10 protein-coding genes are annotated in these 17,064 nt (G+C 53.8%); 4 read left to right on the top strand and 6 right to left on the bottom strand.

Features of this window, described 5'->3' with window-relative positions:
* Positions 1-79: 79 nt before the first annotated feature.
* The 4 genes from AACZ86_RS03355 to AACZ86_RS03340 all read left to right on the top strand — a co-directional run bounded on the left by AACZ86_RS03355 (position 80) and on the right by AACZ86_RS03340 (position 5,092).
* On the top strand, positions 80-775 hold the full coding sequence (locus tag AACZ86_RS03355) for an RNA polymerase sigma factor (protein WP_339689297.1): 696 nt from the start codon (positions 80-82) through the stop codon (positions 773-775).
* Positions 768-1,688 carry a FecR domain-containing protein gene (locus tag AACZ86_RS03350; protein ID WP_339689296.1) on the top strand — a complete coding sequence of 307 codons (921 nt, stop codon included), beginning with the start codon at positions 768-770 and terminating at the stop codon, positions 1,686-1,688. Before AACZ86_RS03355 ends, AACZ86_RS03350 begins: the two co-directional genes overlap by 8 nt.
* Before the next feature lies 1 nt (position 1,689).
* Positions 1,690-4,137 carry a TonB-dependent receptor gene (locus tag AACZ86_RS03345; RefSeq protein ID WP_339689295.1) on the top strand — a complete coding sequence of 816 codons (2,448 nt, stop codon included), beginning with the start codon at positions 1,690-1,692 and terminating at the stop codon, positions 4,135-4,137.
* 583 nt (positions 4,138-4,720) lie between these two features.
* A complete protein-coding gene (locus AACZ86_RS03340; RefSeq protein ID WP_339689294.1) occupies positions 4,721-5,092 on the top strand; it encodes a tRNA-binding protein in 372 nt (123 codons plus the stop codon).
* A 91-nt stretch (positions 5,093-5,183) separates the two neighbouring features.
* Here AACZ86_RS03340 and AACZ86_RS03335 read toward each other — a convergent pair whose 3' ends face one another.
* The 6 genes from AACZ86_RS03335 to AACZ86_RS03310 all read right to left on the bottom strand — a co-directional run bounded on the left by AACZ86_RS03335 (position 5,184) and on the right by AACZ86_RS03310 (position 17,058).
* Positions 5,184-6,794 carry a BCCT family transporter gene (locus AACZ86_RS03335; protein ID WP_339689293.1) on the bottom strand — a complete coding sequence of 537 codons (1,611 nt, stop codon included), beginning with the start codon at positions 6,792-6,794 and terminating at the stop codon, positions 5,184-5,186.
* Complete coding sequence (locus AACZ86_RS03330; RefSeq protein WP_339689292.1) at positions 6,791-8,788, bottom strand: sulfotransferase; 1,998 nt, start codon at positions 8,786-8,788, stop codon at positions 6,791-6,793. Before AACZ86_RS03330 ends, AACZ86_RS03335 begins: the two co-directional genes overlap by 4 nt.
* Positions 8,789-8,995: 207 nt before the next feature.
* Positions 8,996-11,491, bottom strand: a complete 2,496-nt coding sequence (locus AACZ86_RS03325; protein WP_339689291.1) for a TonB-dependent receptor — start codon at positions 11,489-11,491, stop codon at positions 8,996-8,998.
* A gap of 405 nt (positions 11,492-11,896) precedes the next feature.
* Positions 11,897-13,135: an MFS transporter gene (locus AACZ86_RS03320; RefSeq protein ID WP_339689290.1), complete on the bottom strand. Its 1,239-nt coding sequence runs from the start codon at positions 13,133-13,135 to the stop codon at positions 11,897-11,899.
* A gap of 361 nt (positions 13,136-13,496) precedes the next feature.
* Positions 13,497-14,447 (bottom strand): hypothetical protein, encoded by a 951-nt coding sequence (locus AACZ86_RS03315; protein ID WP_339689289.1) that lies wholly within the window; start codon positions 14,445-14,447, stop codon positions 13,497-13,499.
* Positions 14,440-17,058, bottom strand: coding sequence for a fimbria/pilus outer membrane usher protein (locus tag AACZ86_RS03310; protein ID WP_339689288.1), 2,619 nt, complete (start codon positions 17,056-17,058; stop codon positions 14,440-14,442). Before AACZ86_RS03310 ends, AACZ86_RS03315 begins: the two co-directional genes overlap by 8 nt.
* Positions 17,059-17,064: the final 6 nt, after the last annotated feature.

Here is a 17,064-nt window from a genome sequence, read left to right as displayed (position 1 = left end):
GTCGCCTAAGCAAAACTGCAAGGGGGGAGAACTTGCACCCAGTCCTGCTTTCCCCCCTTGCCTTTTATTTTGAAACAGAATGGAGAATGACATTTTTGCCACCCCTGCCTCGATCACCGCTCACCCCTGTACGCAGCTATTGCGCGGTGCGATGCGGTTGTTATATATCGCCCCGGCGGGAGGCGCACTCGATGGCTCATGCGCTAAATGGAGCATCAAGAAAAAGAAGCGCCAAGGCCGAAACGAACAATTTATGACTAGAGTGGATGGAGGATCTGAGACCGCGCGCGGGATGGAAGCCGTGCTGCTGGCAAATCGGGAAAAGCTGATCCGCTTTCTGGCAGCGCGTGGCGCCGGCGATAGTGCAGAAGACGTGTTTCAGGAATTGTGGGTTCACATTGCAGGATCGCCCAGCGGGCCTGTGGCTCACCCGCTTTCCTATCTGTACCGGGCCGCCAACAACCTCATGCTGGACCGCTACCGGTCTGCACGGGCCGCCGAAATGAGGGAGAAGGCCTGGGGTGAACAGGATAGCGGACGGGTTCATCCATCCATCGAACGGTCGCTCATTTCGCGGGAAGAGCTGGCACGGGTGGATGAAACTATCAATAGACTCGGTGAACGAGCGGCGGCGGCCTTCCGCTATTTCCGCATCGAAGGAATGAGCCAGCGTGACATAGCAACCCGGCTTGGCGTCAGCCTGAGCACGGTCGAGGCAGATTTGCGCAAGGTCTATACAGCGCTTGCCGCAATAAAGGGGCAAATCGATGAGTGATGACATGCCTTCAACGGTTGAAGCACAAGCAATCGATTGGGTGGTCCGACAAAGGGATCCTGCATTTGACGATTGGGAAAGTTTCAGTACATGGCTGGAACTCGGCCCGGAACATGCCGCCATCTATGACCGGCTTGCCAGTCTCGATGCGGATCTTGGCCATCTGCCGCACCCTGTCGAGGAAACCGCAGTTCCGGCAAGATCCATGATTGCCAGCCGCAGGACATGGCTTGGCGGCGCGATAGCAGCTGCCCTGGTCGGCATTGTCGGTTTATCTATGCTCAACAGCGGCGCCACCCGTATCGAGACCGATGCCGGAGAGCACCGGACCGTAGCGCTTGCAGATGGTTCGCGGATCGAGATCAATGGCGGAACGATAGTTGAACTGGACGAGGACCGGCCACGTTTTGCGCGGCTCGAAAGTGGCGAAGCGATGTTTCATGTCGTTCATCGCGAGGACGATCCGTTCATGGTCGAGGCAGGCAAGGCAAGGCTTGTCGATATGGGAACAGCCTTCAATGTCATCCGTAGGCGCGATGCGTTGAGTGTTGCCGTGTCGGAAGGTCTTGTCCTCTACAATCCAGACCGGGAAAATATCCGGCTGAATGCCGGATATGGCATCGAAGCATCGGATGCAGGTGGCCGTCCGAGAGTACAGGCGATCGCCACTCACAGCATCGGCGGCTGGCGCAAAGGACAGCTTGTCTACAATGGCGCGTCGATCGCGGAAGTTGCAGAGGATCTTGGCAGGACGGCCGGCCTGAAAATCTCTGTCTCGTCCAATGTCGCCGCCCTGCCCTTCCGTGGCGCACTGCTCGTCAGCGATGACAAGCAGCGGGTGATTGACGATCTGACTGCCCTGGCCGGCATTCGTGCAGAAAAACAGACGGAAGGATGGTTGCTGACCCGCTAAGATGATTACCCGCCTGTTCTCCGCCCTGTTGTTGCTGTCGTTCGCGATGCCCGTCGCGGCGCGCGATGAATCGCGCGCGATTGAATTGCCGCGCGGAACATTGTTGCAAAGCCTCCCGCTGCTGGGACGTCAGGCGGGCATCAGCATCAGCGTCGCCGATGCCAAGCTCTGGCAAAGCCCTGTGAAACCCGTGCGCGGTCGGATGAGCGCGGAAAAAGCGCTGGATCGCATGCTTTCAGGCACCGATGCCCGCGCGGTCAAAGTGGGTGTCACCAGTTGGCGGATAGAGCGGCGGCCGACCCGGACAAAACTCGCTGGCCGCCGGACGAAATCGCACGCCAAAACATCATCAAGTGCCCCGCGCGCGCCGCCAGATAGTGTTGAAGATCAAGCAGAAGAAATCGTTGTGCGGGCCAGCAAGATCAACACCCCATATGTCAAATATGCGGGGGTTGTCACCATATTGGACGGTAGCGATCTGGCTTTTGGCGGGGAGCGGGGCATGGACTCGATATTGTCGCGCATGGCGACGATATCGTCCACCCATCTCGGCAGCGGCCGCAACAAGCTGTTCATCAGGGGCATCGCCGATTCCAGTTTTACCGGACCGACCCAGGCTACCGTCGGGCAGTATCTGGGTGACATCCGGTTGAGCTACAACGCGCCAGACCCCGATTTGCGGCTATATGATATCGAGCGGGTAGAAGTGCTCGAAGGGCCACAAGGCACATTATATGGCGCAGGATCGCTGGGTGGCATTATCCGGACGATACCGGAGGCACCCGATGCCTCTGCCACAAAATTGATGGCATCTGCGGGTGTTTCGCTGGTTCAGCACGGCGCGCCGGGGAGCGATATATCAGCGACCGCAAATATTCCCATCGGAGAAAGCGGCCACGCGTTGCGGCTGGTAGGCTATTCGGTAAGCGACGGTGGCTATATCGACAATCCCCGGCTCGGACTGCACGATATCAATCGGACCAATATCCGCGGAGGGCGCGGTACGCTTCGCCTCGATCTGGGCGACAGCTGGGCGATAGACCTGGGCGGCATCTATCAAAGGATAACCGCTGAGGATGCACAATATGCAGACAAGGATGCACCGCCGCTAACCCGCAGCAGTCTCGTCGAACAGGGGGCAAAGGCGCGCTACGGATCGGCGATGATGGTACTCATGAAAGACTGGGGTGATCTGCAATTCCAGTCGTCCAATGCCTATGTTGATCACCATCTTTTCGAGCGGTTCGACGCCAGCCTGGTCGACGATACGCCCCGTATCTTTGACCAGAAAAATGAAACACGGATGTTTTCCAGCGAAACCAGATTGTCGCGTCCGTTCCGGAACGGGCTGGGCTGGGTGCTCGGCACGAGCTTCGTCGACAATAAAACGCGCCAGACACGGGCCTTTGGTGGAGAAACCATGAGCACGGCAATTTCCGGTGTCTCCAACGAGATCACGGAATTTAGTGCCTATGGCGAGGCATCGGTCGAACTGCTGCCCGATATCGTCGCAGCCGGTGGCCTGCGCTACACCCATGCCGAACTCGGCGGCACGGGCGAGGACGTAGATGCGCTGCTGGCTTTCAGTGCAATCGGGCGCGCGGTAACAGCCAATCGCAAAGAGCAGGATCTGTTGCCGTCTGCGTCTTTGCTTGCGAATTTGGGCAGGAATGCGACATTTTATGCTCGCTATCAGGAAGGATTCCGCCCTGGTGGATTGTCGATTGACGGCAATTTTGTTCAGCGCTTTCGCAATGATCATGTATCCACTTATGATGCCGGCATGCGGTTCGGGCGCAAGGGGGTCACCCCGTTCGACGCCACGATCTCCATCTCGCACAGCCGCTGGCGCGATATTCAGGCGGATTATATCGATACCAACGGTTTCCCGACGACGGCGAATATCGGAGATGGCAAGATTACCAGCATCTCGGGTTCCGTCGCAGCGAGACCGCTGACCGGTTTGTCGCTTGAACTCGGTGGCGTATATAATTGGAGCCGCGTCACTCAACTATCCTCTGAATTACGCTTGGCTTCGGTGATATTCGGCGGCCCGGCTGCCGATTTGTCATCACCAGTTGTCATCCCCGCTTCCGGGCGGCTTGGCCGCATACCCAATGTCGCCAGTCATGCCATGCGCGGGTCGGTCAATTATGAGACACTTCTGGGCGACGAGGATTTCCGCATTCAGGGATGGGCCAGTTATGTAGGTCCTTCGCGGCTGGGAATCGGACCGAAACTGGGTGGCGGGCAAGGAGATTATGTCGATAGCGGCTTTGCAGCCCGCATCGGCAACGAAGCGCGTGGACTGACCTTGACCGTAACCAACCTGCTGGATTCGCGTGGCAATCGTTTTGCCCTGGGGACCCCCTTCGTCCCGGGCAGCGATGGCTATCTGACGCCGCTCCGTCCACGCACGCTGCGGATCGCTATCGATGTTGCATATTAGCTGATTGGCGAAGATGACGCTGAAAATCGAAATGTCGGCAGGTTTTGCATCGATATTGCGGAAGCGTTGCACGCGTTGTTCTTCTCGGCATCTATGGAAGGCATAACCGTTTTTACGGGAACCGAAAAACCGTTTGCGGACAAACTGGTTGGACTCGAAAGATTGGCAATCAAAAGCTTCGTTGATTTGGTAATTTCAATGACGCCAGAGGACTTTCCTTGATCTTTCGATAATCAGGAAAACTCATTGTCTCTCGGCTCTGTACCTTGATTTTGTTTCCTGCGCCCAGCAGTCCGATCACGCAGACAAGGCGTGCTTACTCGATTGATCGCTCGACTAGCGGCTTAGCTGCATTCGATACGCAATACCGGTCGGCCAACAACCCCCTAGCTAGAGCCATCAATTCTCGAGCGCGTGCAGTTCAGGCAACGACGGCTTTCAGGAACCAGCGAAGACCTTTGGAAAGGCGACATCTTACCTATCGGTTTAATGCGAGTATAATAAGCATCTCCCGCTTCAACAAGAATTGAAGCATGCTTAAAAACTGCTGGTGTGGTGAAAGCATGATGCCTAATTATATGCGATGCATCTAAGCCACGATCCTGACGCACCCGCCTGTGAGCTAATCACCTTCGATCAGTTTCTTTCGGTGGATCTTCGCGTAGGCCGGATTATCGAGGCGAAACCATTTCCCGAAGCCAGAAAGCCGGCTTATAAATTATTGATCGATTTCGGTCCGGTCATCGGTACCAAGCGGTCATCAGCGCAAATCACCGAAAATTATCGGCTCGAGGAACTGCTGGATCGCCAAGTTGCGGCGGTCGTCAATTTTGCACCCCGCCAGATCGGCAAATTCATGTCCGAGGTTCTCACTCTGGGTTTCCCGGATTCCTCCGGTCATGTTGTCCTGTTCAAACCGGATATCGAGGTTCCGATCGGCAGCCGACTTTTCTGATTACAGCGTCCCCATTGACGCATTCGGGACGATTGCGCCAACGCCATATATGAACGAGGGGAGATGCGGACCAAGCCGGACATATTTGTCGTCAATCGGTGAGTTTACCAACCTTCAACAGCTGATATTCTGACATCAAGCCCTTGAACAGACTGTAACAACAGACAAGCAGTACGACGGTGAATGGCAGGCCGCTTGCTATCGTGCCGGCCTGGAGTGTCCCCAGTGCAGCCGCACCACCTCCGACCAATAATGCCGCTGCTACCAGACCTTGCAACACCGCCCAGAAGATACGTTGGGACACAGGTGCATCGGTTCTGCCGCCAGCGGTTATAGCATCAATCACCAGTGAACCGGAATCGGACGAGGTGACAAAAAATACGATCAATAAAATGATCGCCAGAGAAGAAGCTATGACGGGGAACGGCATATTCTCGAGCATCTGGAACAGCACCAACGGTACTTCGTTGATGCCATCTGGCAATTGGCCGACGCCGTCCTTGACCTGCTCTATTGCCGTAACACCGAATGTCGTGAACCATATGATGGCAACGATCACCGGCACGATAAGTACCACGGTCAAGAATTGGCGGATCGTGCGACCTTTGGAAATCCGGGCGATGAACATGCCGACAAAGGGCGACCAGCTTATCCACCACGCCCAGTAAAATATCGTCCAGCCGTGATACCAGATCTTGTCTGCCCGGTCGTTCCAGTTGCTCAGTGGAATGGCATATTCGACATAGCTTGTGATCGCCTTGCCAAAACCGCTGAATATCGCCATCGTCGGGCCTGCGATGAATACAAATGCGAGCAGCAATGCGGCAAGAACCATATTGATATTGCTCAGCAATTTTATGCCGCCGTCCATGCCGCGCATCACCGAAATGATAGCAAGGCCGGAGATGACGACGATCAGCAATAGCTGAGACGTCAAACTCGCCTCGACGCCGAACAGAAAGGAGATGCCCGTCGCGGCTTGTTGCGCGCCGAAACCCAATGATGTCGCCAAACCGAACAGGGTGGCAATGACGGCCAGAATGTCGATGAAATGTCCGGGCCATCCCCATATTCTTTCACCCAATATCGGATAGAAAGCGGAGCGAATGGTTAGCGGCAGCCCTTTGTTGAAGGAGAAAAAGGCGAGTGCCAGGCCGATTACGGCATAGACCGCCCAGGGGGTCAGGCCCCAGTGAAACACCGTCGCACCAAGCGCCAGACGTTCAGCTTCGGGCGTAAGCGCTTCGACGTTCAGCGGGGTTCCGCCCCAGTCGGTATAATAGGCCATTGGCTCGGCGGCGCCGTAGAACAGCATGCCAATTCCGACACCGGCCGAAAATAGCATCGCAATCCAGGAAGCCATCCCGAACTCCGGTTTTGCATCCGTCCCTCCCAGTCGAATTTTGCCCAAGGGTGAAACAGCGATGGCAACACAGAAAAACAAAACGAAATTGGTCGCTATGACAAAGAACCAGTCAAAATATTGCAACGTCCAGGCTTTGGTGGTCTCGAGCCCCTTTTGAGAGATATGCGGGTATATCAAAGACAGGAGTACGAACGTGATAATCAGGAAGGCGCTGATAAAGAAGACCGGATTATGCATTTCCAGCCCGAACGTATTCACATTGTCCTGACCCGCTTCATAATCGGTCTCGTAACCACTGTCGATTTCGTCCGTCATTGCTGTCTCGGTTCCGCTCACTTTTGAGGCTCCATTGCTTTGTTTTCCAACGCATCTTTCAGCGGCTGTAAATGCGATTGGTAATGGCGCCACAGATCGACGCTCGCTTTGGTAATTGGCTGGCGCACCTGTTCCGAACTGGCCGTGCGAACGGCCCGTTCCGTCTGGTGGAAATCGATGCAGCCCTGCTCGAACGGCAGGCCCAGATACTCCAGCATCCGGTGGACTTGCCCTTCGAGGTCGTCGAGCACATCTTCATGCTGTACCCGCAGCACTGCGCCGGGCAACACCTTGTCCCAATGTGCCATCAACTGAACATAGTCGCGGTAATAGCGGCCTATTTCGTTCAGGCCGTAAGTGAATTCCTGCCCTTCGGCGAACAGTTGCTTGAAACCGGAAAAACAGCAAGCCATCGGTTCCCGCCGTGCATCAATGATTTTCGCATTAGGCAGTATGAGTTTTATCAGGCCGATATGCCGGAAATTATTCGGCATTTTATCAATGAAATACGGAGCGCCCTGCCTGTGGATGCGGGTGCTGTCGATGAATTCCCGCCCCATATCGCGCAACTGGCTGGCATCCAGATCATGCAGAACTTCGGGATATAGCGAGTCATTGCTCGCCTGTTTCCCTCTTCGCAGCCGGTGCGCCAATGACAATATGTTGGGCAGCTCCAGCGTCCCGTCGATCTGGCTATGCGATGCGAGTATCTGTTCCAGCAGGGTCGATCCGGCACGCGGCAGACCCAATATGAAAATCGGATCGGGCGCCTCATGGCCCTTGCCCGCTTGCTTTTCGAACAGGGCTGGGGTGCAAACCTTGATCTGCGCTTGCAGTTCCGCGGTCATCTGATCCGCATCGTAGCGCGACTGCACGCGCTTCAGTTCATTCCCGCGATCATAATAGCCAAAGGACGTGTCATATTCCTTGCGGTCTTCATAGGCCTTGCCGAGCGCAAAGCAGATATGGATCCGGTTCTGATAGCTGAGACGATTGCCCTGTGCCTGCAATTCCATCAGGGCGAGCTCTTCATCGCTGAAGCGATAGGTTTTGAGATTCGCGAGGCCGTAATAGGCATCGCCATAGCCCGGATCTGATTGGAACGCTTTCTGGTAGGACCGGACCGCCTCGTCATGACGGCCAAAAGTCTTCAGCGCGTGCCCTTTGGAGGTCAATGTGACCGGATCATCGGGAAGTTGCTGCAAGACCTTGTCAAACAGATCCAGTGCACGATCATAATCGCCAGTCTGCATGGATTCGACTGCAAAAAGCGATTGGAAAACCGCGTTTTCGGGGTCGCGCTGATATAATATTTCGCTTTGTCTCAGGGCTTCGGAGAATTTCTGGCGCTTGCGAAGTATCTGGATATAATCAATCCGGACCTGGATATTATCCGGCTCGAATTCCAGCGCGCTTTCGAGCAGGAAATCCGCATCTTCCAATATGCCGAGACGCGAGCCGATATCCGCCAGCAATCGCATCGCTTCGATATTATGGGGATTGTTTTGCAGGAAATGGCGGCAGGCATTCTCCGCTTTGACCAGTTTGCCTTCGTAGAGAAGATGTGACACCGCGACCAGCGGCTTTGGCAAGGCAGCTATACGCTGTGCCTGTCCACGCACATCCCTTGCCGCATCGGCTAGGCCCCGGCGATCAAATATGTCGCCTTGTGCTTTCCAGCTGGCCTCAAGCGTCGGATTGTACTGGCAAGCCCGGCGATAGGCAGCCAGCGCGCTGTCATCATCGCCCATGGCTTTGAAAATATGGCCTTCTTCTTGATACGCACGGCCAAAATCCGGTGAAAGGCTTTTCAGTAGCTCGACGCTCTTGAGCGCCTGATCCATATGTCCGAGATAGCGTTCACAAACGGCCTTCATATAAAGCGCGTCGATATTCTGTCCGTCATGCTGCAAGATTGAGGCGGCACATTGCATTGCCGCGTCGAAACGCCCGTCATACATATGAGCGCGCGCCTGTTTTAGCTGTTCTTCTATATCAAGACCGGTTTCAGTCATGCGCGCGCGTCTTGCTGTCCTTTAATGCAAGGGAAAGCCAACCGGTTGGCAGGCTTTCCCTGAATTTTATTTTCCTCAATATGAGAACGAAACCCGTGCGCCGACAGTGAGCGGACGGTTGACCGTAATGCGCGCACGATCATAGACAAAACTGCCGCTGACTTCAGCACGTTCATCCGTCAAATTGTCACCGAATATCTCCAATGACTATGTGTCGTCGCTGAGACCCGCGGACAAGCCGTATGTTGTCCAGCTATCCAACGTTATCCGGTTGATCTCGATAATATCGGTTGCCGAAGATGCCGAATAGGTAACCTGCGGCTGAACATGGGCTGTCCAATTGCCAAAGGCACTCCATTCGTAGCGCGCCCGTATATTACCCTGAAAACTCGGAGCATAAGCAAGACTGCGTCCGGAAATCACATCATTAGTTGGCGTGAGAACCTCGGTAATCTCGGTGTCGAGGATAGAGAAAGCCGCGCTCACCGTTAAGCCACTCAGAGAATAAGGAGCGATTGTAAGATCAGCCTCGATACCCTTGATTTCTGCGTTTGCTGCATTGTCCGAGAAAAACAGATTGGTGATGCTGGTGTCAAAGATCGTGGTCTGCAAATTCTGCACATCCACGAAGAAGGCACTACCATTGAACCGCAATTGATTGTCGAAGAGCGATGTTTTCCAGCCAAATTCGTAATTAGTTACGTCATCGGTTTCCAGTGCGAAGGGAACGGTAAATCCACCGGGACTTTGCGCTCCGCCTGGCCGGTTCAACAGGCCGGGACGGAAGCCTTCCGAATAGGTTGCGTAGAACAGCAAGTCTTCGGTCGGTGTCCACGTCAGATTGGCCTTGAAGATGAAGCCGTCCGTCTTTGCCTTGTCCGGTGCGCTGAGCGAGTTGAAAACTTGCTGCGCTTGCGCAGGGCTCAATCCGGCCGCTTGGATATCAGCTACAGTTTGACCTTCTGTAAACGTCTGCCGCAACGCGTCGTTGCAACTTCCGATGAAGGTAAAGCTGCCATCACCATCATAAAGATCGCTGATGTTCGTGCCGAAGGCATTTTCGTCAACGCCGCTGGAATTACAGAAAGACGAATTCGCGCTGCCTTCCAGATCGACTTCCACATCATAATATCGCGCACCCAGGGTGATCGCGAACTGATCGGAGATGTCATAGGTGGCCTCACCGAATATCCCGAACTGCTTGTCGGTACGACGCACATCGTTGCGGAAGATCACGCCTGCCGGATAAGCACCGCTATCGGTGTTAAAGACGCCGGGCTGCGAAAAATTGGCAGGAAAAGAGCCGCCAAACAGATCGATCGCAGTACTGCCGGGATAGGTGAAGTCATTGCGTTCCGACAATTGCAGATCGCTGTAAAAGCCGCCAGCGGTCAGGCGCAACGGATAGTCTTCCGGAGTATTGAAACGCAACTCATGCGTCATCACTTCGGTTTCCGTGCGGGAATTGACCAGCAGATTTGGTGCCTGACAAGTTCCTGATGGAGCGCCGCCCGGATAAGAAACCGAGCCGTCGCAGATATAATAAGGCAGATATTGCCCGACAAACAGATAGTCCGAATAATCTACCCGCTGGCTGGTTTCACGCTTGGTATAGGCACCGGTATAAACCAGCTCCAGTGCGCCAATCCGCCCTTCAAGGGTCCAGCTGGTGTTGCTGAAATCATCCTTGATCTCATCCTGTTCAAAACGTTCGATCTGCAAATCACCAAGAGTGGGATCTTCAAAGAAGACACCATCGGAATCCAGACCCTGGCGGGCATGGGCCACGGTCAGGCTCCAGTCGTTTGAAAATTCATATTTGCCGCTAACCCGGAACCCGAGATATTGCGTATCGTTAAAATTCTTTTCAGCCAGCGCCGAATTGTCAGCCAGAATGAAGTTGACGCCGCTCAAATCGGCGCCTGACTGCAAACCGTCGCGAGATGCACTAACAGGGACGCCATTGTCACGCACTGTTCCGGCGGGACGAAAACGTGCGCTGTCGATGGTGCTGCGTGTTCCGGCGACATTGTCGATATAGCCGCCCTTGTTGTCAAAATAGCCAACCGCGCGAACGGCGAAGCGATCGGTAACCGGAATATTGATCATTGCTTCGATATTGTAACTCGGATCACCGCTTTTCGTGAACGCAAGGCCAGACTTAACTTTCGCCTGCAACTGCCCGAGAACCGGCTTGTTTGTGATCAGGCGTACGGTACCCGCTTGCGAGCTGGCGCCGAACAATGTGCCTTGCGGCCCGGACAATACTTCCACGCGCTCGAGATCGGCTGCGTAAACGTTTAGGTTGCGGCCCGGCTGTGATACCGGCTGCTCGTCAAGATAAAGTGCGACATTGGGTGCAAGACCGGCAACCCCGGCGGTTGTCAGATTCGGCGTGGTCGATGCGAGGCCGCGAATATAAATCGTGCTTTGACCCGGTCCGCCGCCGCCAGCGGTAACGCCGGGCAATTGCTGCAGATAATCGTCAAAAACCGTAACACCCAAATGATCCAGCGTTTCCGAGTTCAAGGCCTGAACCGCGACCGGAACATCCTGCAAATCCGCAGTGCGTTTGGTAGCCGTAACGACTATTTCCTGCACGCCCCGTTTCTGCGTTTTATTGTCTGTTTCCTGAGCTTGTGCCGAAGCACAGCCCAGCGCCGCGATAACCGCGAGCGATGCGCCCGTTTTCAAATAGATCAAATAAACCTCTGGTGTTTTTTCGTTACAATTTTAGGGGAAAAACACGTCCGACTGGTCAAACCTATCGAACCCATTGCAAAGCCAAAAAAATGCCCCCGGCGAGTTTGGCCTTCAATATGGAAGCTTTCTATAATGATTATTTGTGTTTTGTGAACCGTAGTGTTCAATATGGACATGATGAAATTATCAAATGCTGAATTTCCTTCTTCTTAAATAGCTGATTTAATTGATCTTTTGCGGAGGCGTAGGAAGTAGTATAATTTTTGGCCCCGGCAGGGCGCTGCCATCCATATCGGGCGTAAAAGCCAGCTATTGCGAATAAATCGGGTAAAAATATCACACATTTAGAGCATGGGCATTCGTCCGGCCCTTACCCGATTGTGTGGACCGCAGTCTTGTCCCAGCTCAAACTTGGTTCTGCCGATCAGCAAGCACCTCTGTTTCCGGCGTGGTATTTCGCGCCAACGGAACATTCTGGAAACTCGCTTTATCATCTGCGTCGACTTGTGCCCGCTGCCCCATTCGCCAGAGGGAGAAAAGCGCCATCAACAAATGAGCGCCGAAAATAGTCCCGAACAGGCCCATTGGCCCAAATAGCATAATGGCAAGACCACCGATGAACGGACCAATGATCGAGCCAATCCCGAACAACATCAAAAGCCCGCCACTGATGCGGATATACTGACCCGGAGCGGCGTGATCGTTGGCATGTGCGACCACGATCGGATACATCGCAAAGATTGCAGCGCCGAGTGAACAGCCGATCAGGATATTCATCAAGGCCGTATCTGGCTGCATGAAAAGAAAACTGCTGTTCGCAGCGAGGGCAACGACAGCCAGCAGAACGAGGATTTTTCGACGATCAAACCGATCAGATGCCTTGCCCACCGGAATTTGTGCAGCGGCCCCTGCGAGAATAGGCAAGCTGCTAAAAAGAACGATGGTCGTCAGGTCCAAGCCTATTCTGTCCGCGTAAACCGGCGCTAACGCCCCAAATGTACCATTGGAAATACCGATCATCAGCACGGCAAACACCGCGACGGGCGAATTGCGCCACAGTTGCGGGATATTGAGCTTGACCTCGAACAGCGGCGCGGGCGCGCGGTTGGAACTGATCGCAGTCGGAATCAGCGCCAGACAATAGAATATGGCGGCCAGCATGAAGAACCAGGGGGTTGAAACATCGGCGCCAATCAAAATCAATTGTCCACCGGTCGAGCCCACCAGATTGATCATGGTGTAAGTTCCGAACACCTGACCCCGGATCGATGAATCGACTTCTTCGTTCAACCAGCTTTCAACGATCATTGCCGCCCCGGCGAAACAGAAGCCCGAGACCGCTCTCAACGGAATCCATGCCCATGGATTTGGGAACATCGACGACAATAATATGACAATTGCAGCGGTCGCAGCGAGCGTTCCGAATACCCGGATATGGCCTGCGCCGGCTACCAATAGCGGCGTATAAATACAGCCGAGCACATACCCCGCCGCCCAGCCGGTACCAAGCAATCCTAATGAAAATGCGCTAAAGCCCTCGTTCAACCCGCGTATCGGCAGAATCAGGCCGTTTATCCCGCCTGCGATCAACAGAAACAAGGAACCGAGCAATAGGGCGCTGAGCGGGATAAGTCGTGCTGTCATAATAGCACACCCACTGCTCGATATCTTTGGACCTGTCTAGCGATGCGTCATTCGAGGAGTCAGAGAGTTGTGATAATTAATTCCAAAATACGGGATGCTGGAAATGCGCAAAAAATATGCGAAAGAATATAGTGCAATGGTCAGTTTACGATATTTCATGATTACCAGTCAGAATATGCTGTCGATAAATAGCGGCTGACCGCCTTCAATATAAGGCAATTGTTTCTCTATCATGCGCTAAGCGCCTCACTTGCTGCGATTCAGATATCCGCTCCCCCCGCCTGCACTATGCTTATCGCTCACTGATCAGAAACAGACCCAACAAGGTTTTATCCCTGCAGAGTTAACAAAATCAGCCGTCTTATTCCGCTGTAAAAGTTACTGTCAGCGTATCATTATACTGCCCTGCGGCGGGCAATCCGCTGGGTTGGGGTACCACTATCTCCAATGGTACCGCTCGCTCCATTCGGCCATGTGCATAATTGAGCCTGCTTGAGGAAGCCGATGTGGAAAGATCAATATTTTCACCCTTGAAGGCCAAATTGTAACTGATGCCTGGTGCTCCGGCTTCATGCGCCAATTTTCCGCGATTGGCTGATTGGAAGGTGACTGCCACATCCGCATTGCTCATGATATTGAAATCCACTGCGGCTCGGGTGGCGCGGGACAGGTCCCCCAAGTCGATAGATGTTTCCCGAATACCTTGTGGGAAATCATCTGATCGGATTTTCAGGACCGAGGCGACTGGAGCCAGGATCGCTAGCGGCGCTTCGGCTACCAGATCCTGGATCCCGCTATCGGCACGAAACAGGCGGACCATTACCTGCCCGCTGTAGGTCCCGCCCCGAACGATTTGATTTGAGGGGATTGAGACGTACAATGTGGCACCCTGTGCAGAGTTCCCTGTGCCAAATTTCCCTTCAATTCGTGACGTTGCAGTGCCTTGGAAATCGGTGCTGAGAAAAGACGGGCCGCTCGTAGTTTTAAGCACATCATAATAAAGCGGGTCACCCGGGCCGCTTAATGCATTGACGCCGCCACTCGAGAGAGGAGATGCGGTGAGAACAAACTGGCAAGCGGCCCCTTGATGCCGGACCGATATGGTGACCGTCTCGAAGGATTCTTCTTCGCTAAAAACTTCGTAGCCACGACCATAGAGCCCTCGCCAGTCAACACTGTTATCGACCGTTAGCTCAAGTGCGCACGGTTCGTCTGACAGTGCCCCGTCATTCTGCGCCAAGCCGGACGTGCTGTGAAACAACAGGAAAACTCCGGTCAGACAGGTGAAATGCTTCCAATATAGATTAGTCATCATTCTCTCCTTCCGCTTCGAAATCCAGATCATATGCCAAATGAGCTGTCAGTTCGTATATTCCGGTGACACCTTCCGGGATGGCCACAGCTTCCGTCGCCGTTTGTCCATCGGCCGTAACGGTGATGTCATATGTTCGTCCGGCTTCGACGCCCTCCAGAAAAAACCTTCCCTTGGCATTGGTGAAGATTTGGATTGCTTCAGCACTTTCCTCAAGGATCGAGGCATCCCGGGCCAGACCGGTAACAAATACCAGAGGGTCGCCATCCCGATCAACCATATTACCCAAAAGCGAAACGTTGCGGGCATTGCCCACTTCAAGATTATAGCCGCTTCGATATCCCGGGTTCAGCCCAAAGACTTGTCCACCCAACGAGGTGCCCGCTTCAGCATCCGGAGCATCAACCTGGATGGAGCGATTAAAATATGGAGTCAGAGTCGTTAGCAGTGCCGGCCCCAGAGCACCGCTATAAGCAGAATATTTGGTCCTGCTGGATCCAAAACCAGTACGCGGCTCCACCGCTAGCTGATAATCTCCGGCCTTCTTGTTCGCCTTTACGATCGCGAAGCTATTACGAACAGGCCGACCTATTGCAAATTGCCCATCTGCCATGGCAAGAGCGGTTCCGAATGTAACTTCGGTACGCAAATCGCGGTTTCCGTCACTGAAATAATTGCGCGCTATCTGTTGTATTGACGTTTCAAAACGATTGCCGACATATGTACCACGAATCAATTGCCTGTCAGAGCCGTCACGCCTCTCAACACTGGTGTTGTAACCAAACGAGTTTGCGCCAGATGATGCGATGCGATTATAATCTATTCGGGCGACATTGTCGTCTGTCGTGTAGGAAGAGGTTAGTGAGCCACGACCCAGCGGCACCGAGAGCCCAACCCGGACCACGGGACCGCTTTTGTCCTGGTTTTTCCTGTATTCCGCGCTGAGGGACACTGAACCAAAGCGCAGCTGCCTTGAGTAGTTTATGCCCGCATAATAGACGTCGTTCAGCAGTGCTCCGCGATACCCTTCGTAACCTGCATAAATCTGAGCCCGCGAATCCGGCCCGACTTTCTGGCCAGCACGAAAGCGCGCTTGGCTGGCGAGCAAATTATCGCTGAACAGTTGGTCAAGAGTTTGGAAATTTTTGCCGGTAAACGTGACCAGCCCGTCGATGGTTCGTTCGGTGTTCGGATCGGTATCGCGCCATCGATATTGTAATGCGATCTTGCCGGAATCGACGCCGGGATCGTTGATGTTTGTCGATGCGTTAAGCCCGAAAGTCCCGAACGGCAAAGCCCAGACAAGCTCTCCGCCGACCAAGTTGAATTGACGACTTCCTTCCCAGTTCAATCCCACTGTCAGCTCAGAATTCACACCATATCTGATAAAACCCGTTCCGTTGTAATCATTATCATCGTAACGCCGCACGCCGTTGTCGTCGGTATAAGGCAGGCCCATGTTAACAGCGAAGTCGAACAAGCCGGGTGCCAGTAATTCCAGATCAAAAAAAGCGGGATAAATGCGGATTTCCGTTTCTCCACTGGCATATGTGATCCGCAATTCGATGTCATTGCCCGCAGAGGGCACCAAGGGAAAATCGCGTAAGTTATAACGACCGCTACGTAGATCGAAGGTCCTTACAAGAGAGCCGTTAAGCAACACTTCAACACGCGCGGGACGGTCGAGCTCAAAGGCCTGTGAAGGCGATGGCCTGACGTTCAGATAAGGATTTATGTTGAAATTTCGGTAGGCCGATATCCCGGCAATATTGGGTGCATTCTGAAAGGGTCTTGTCGCGACATTGAGATCGCCGAGTTCGTAGCGGACAAGTGCATCGCGATCATCATAGGTCAACCGTACGTCGCCACGAGTGAATTTGCGGGCACGGCTATCATCATAGCGAAGCTCTGCTTCGGCAACGACACCATAGAGGTTCAATGCCATGTCTATATCGCTTGCAAACCGGTCAAATCCCGTCGGCACAAATTTTGAATCTTCCACAAAAGTTGCGCCGGCACGGACCGAAATATACGCAGAGATATCGCTTTGCTCGACGATATCGATATCGGAACGCTGGCTTATCCCCCGCAGGTTCAGGTTTCGAACCGTTCGGATGGCGGCAGGAATTTCAATCCTCAACACCAGTTGTGTGCGATCAAACCTGATAGAAAGCCCAAGTGCACGCAGATCATCAAATTGCACCTCGTCGCGCCCACTAGCTAAATTCTTGAGCAATGAAGCCGTTTCATCGATGGTTGTCGGAGCAAGGACATTGGAGACAAATTCCGCGTCTACTGAGCCTTGCTTATCGCCGTCATCCGGAGTGACAAGGTAAGTGCCGACATTAATATCCTCGATCAGGACGCTATAATCGTCTTTCTCGAGAGCGGGGCGTTGCTTGCCAAAAACCTGCTGAAAAATATCATCTACGGAATCAACGTTGGTATCGGGCAATGCATCCGATTGATCCGCCACCCGAACATCTTCGTCGGACTGCTTGGCAACTACTGGGGCAGTTCCACCGAGCTTCTGTGCACCATAGGCTGGATTGGACAATATCAGGGCGACAATCGCTGCAAAGCTCTGATACGATATAGTGCTTTTGCGCATGCCGCA

Origin of the sequence: uncultured Parasphingorhabdus sp., from assembly GCF_963975735.1 — a bacterium.
GTDB lineage: Bacteria > Pseudomonadota > Alphaproteobacteria > Sphingomonadales > Sphingomonadaceae > Parasphingorhabdus.
This window is presented reverse-complemented; position numbering and strand designations above follow the sequence as displayed.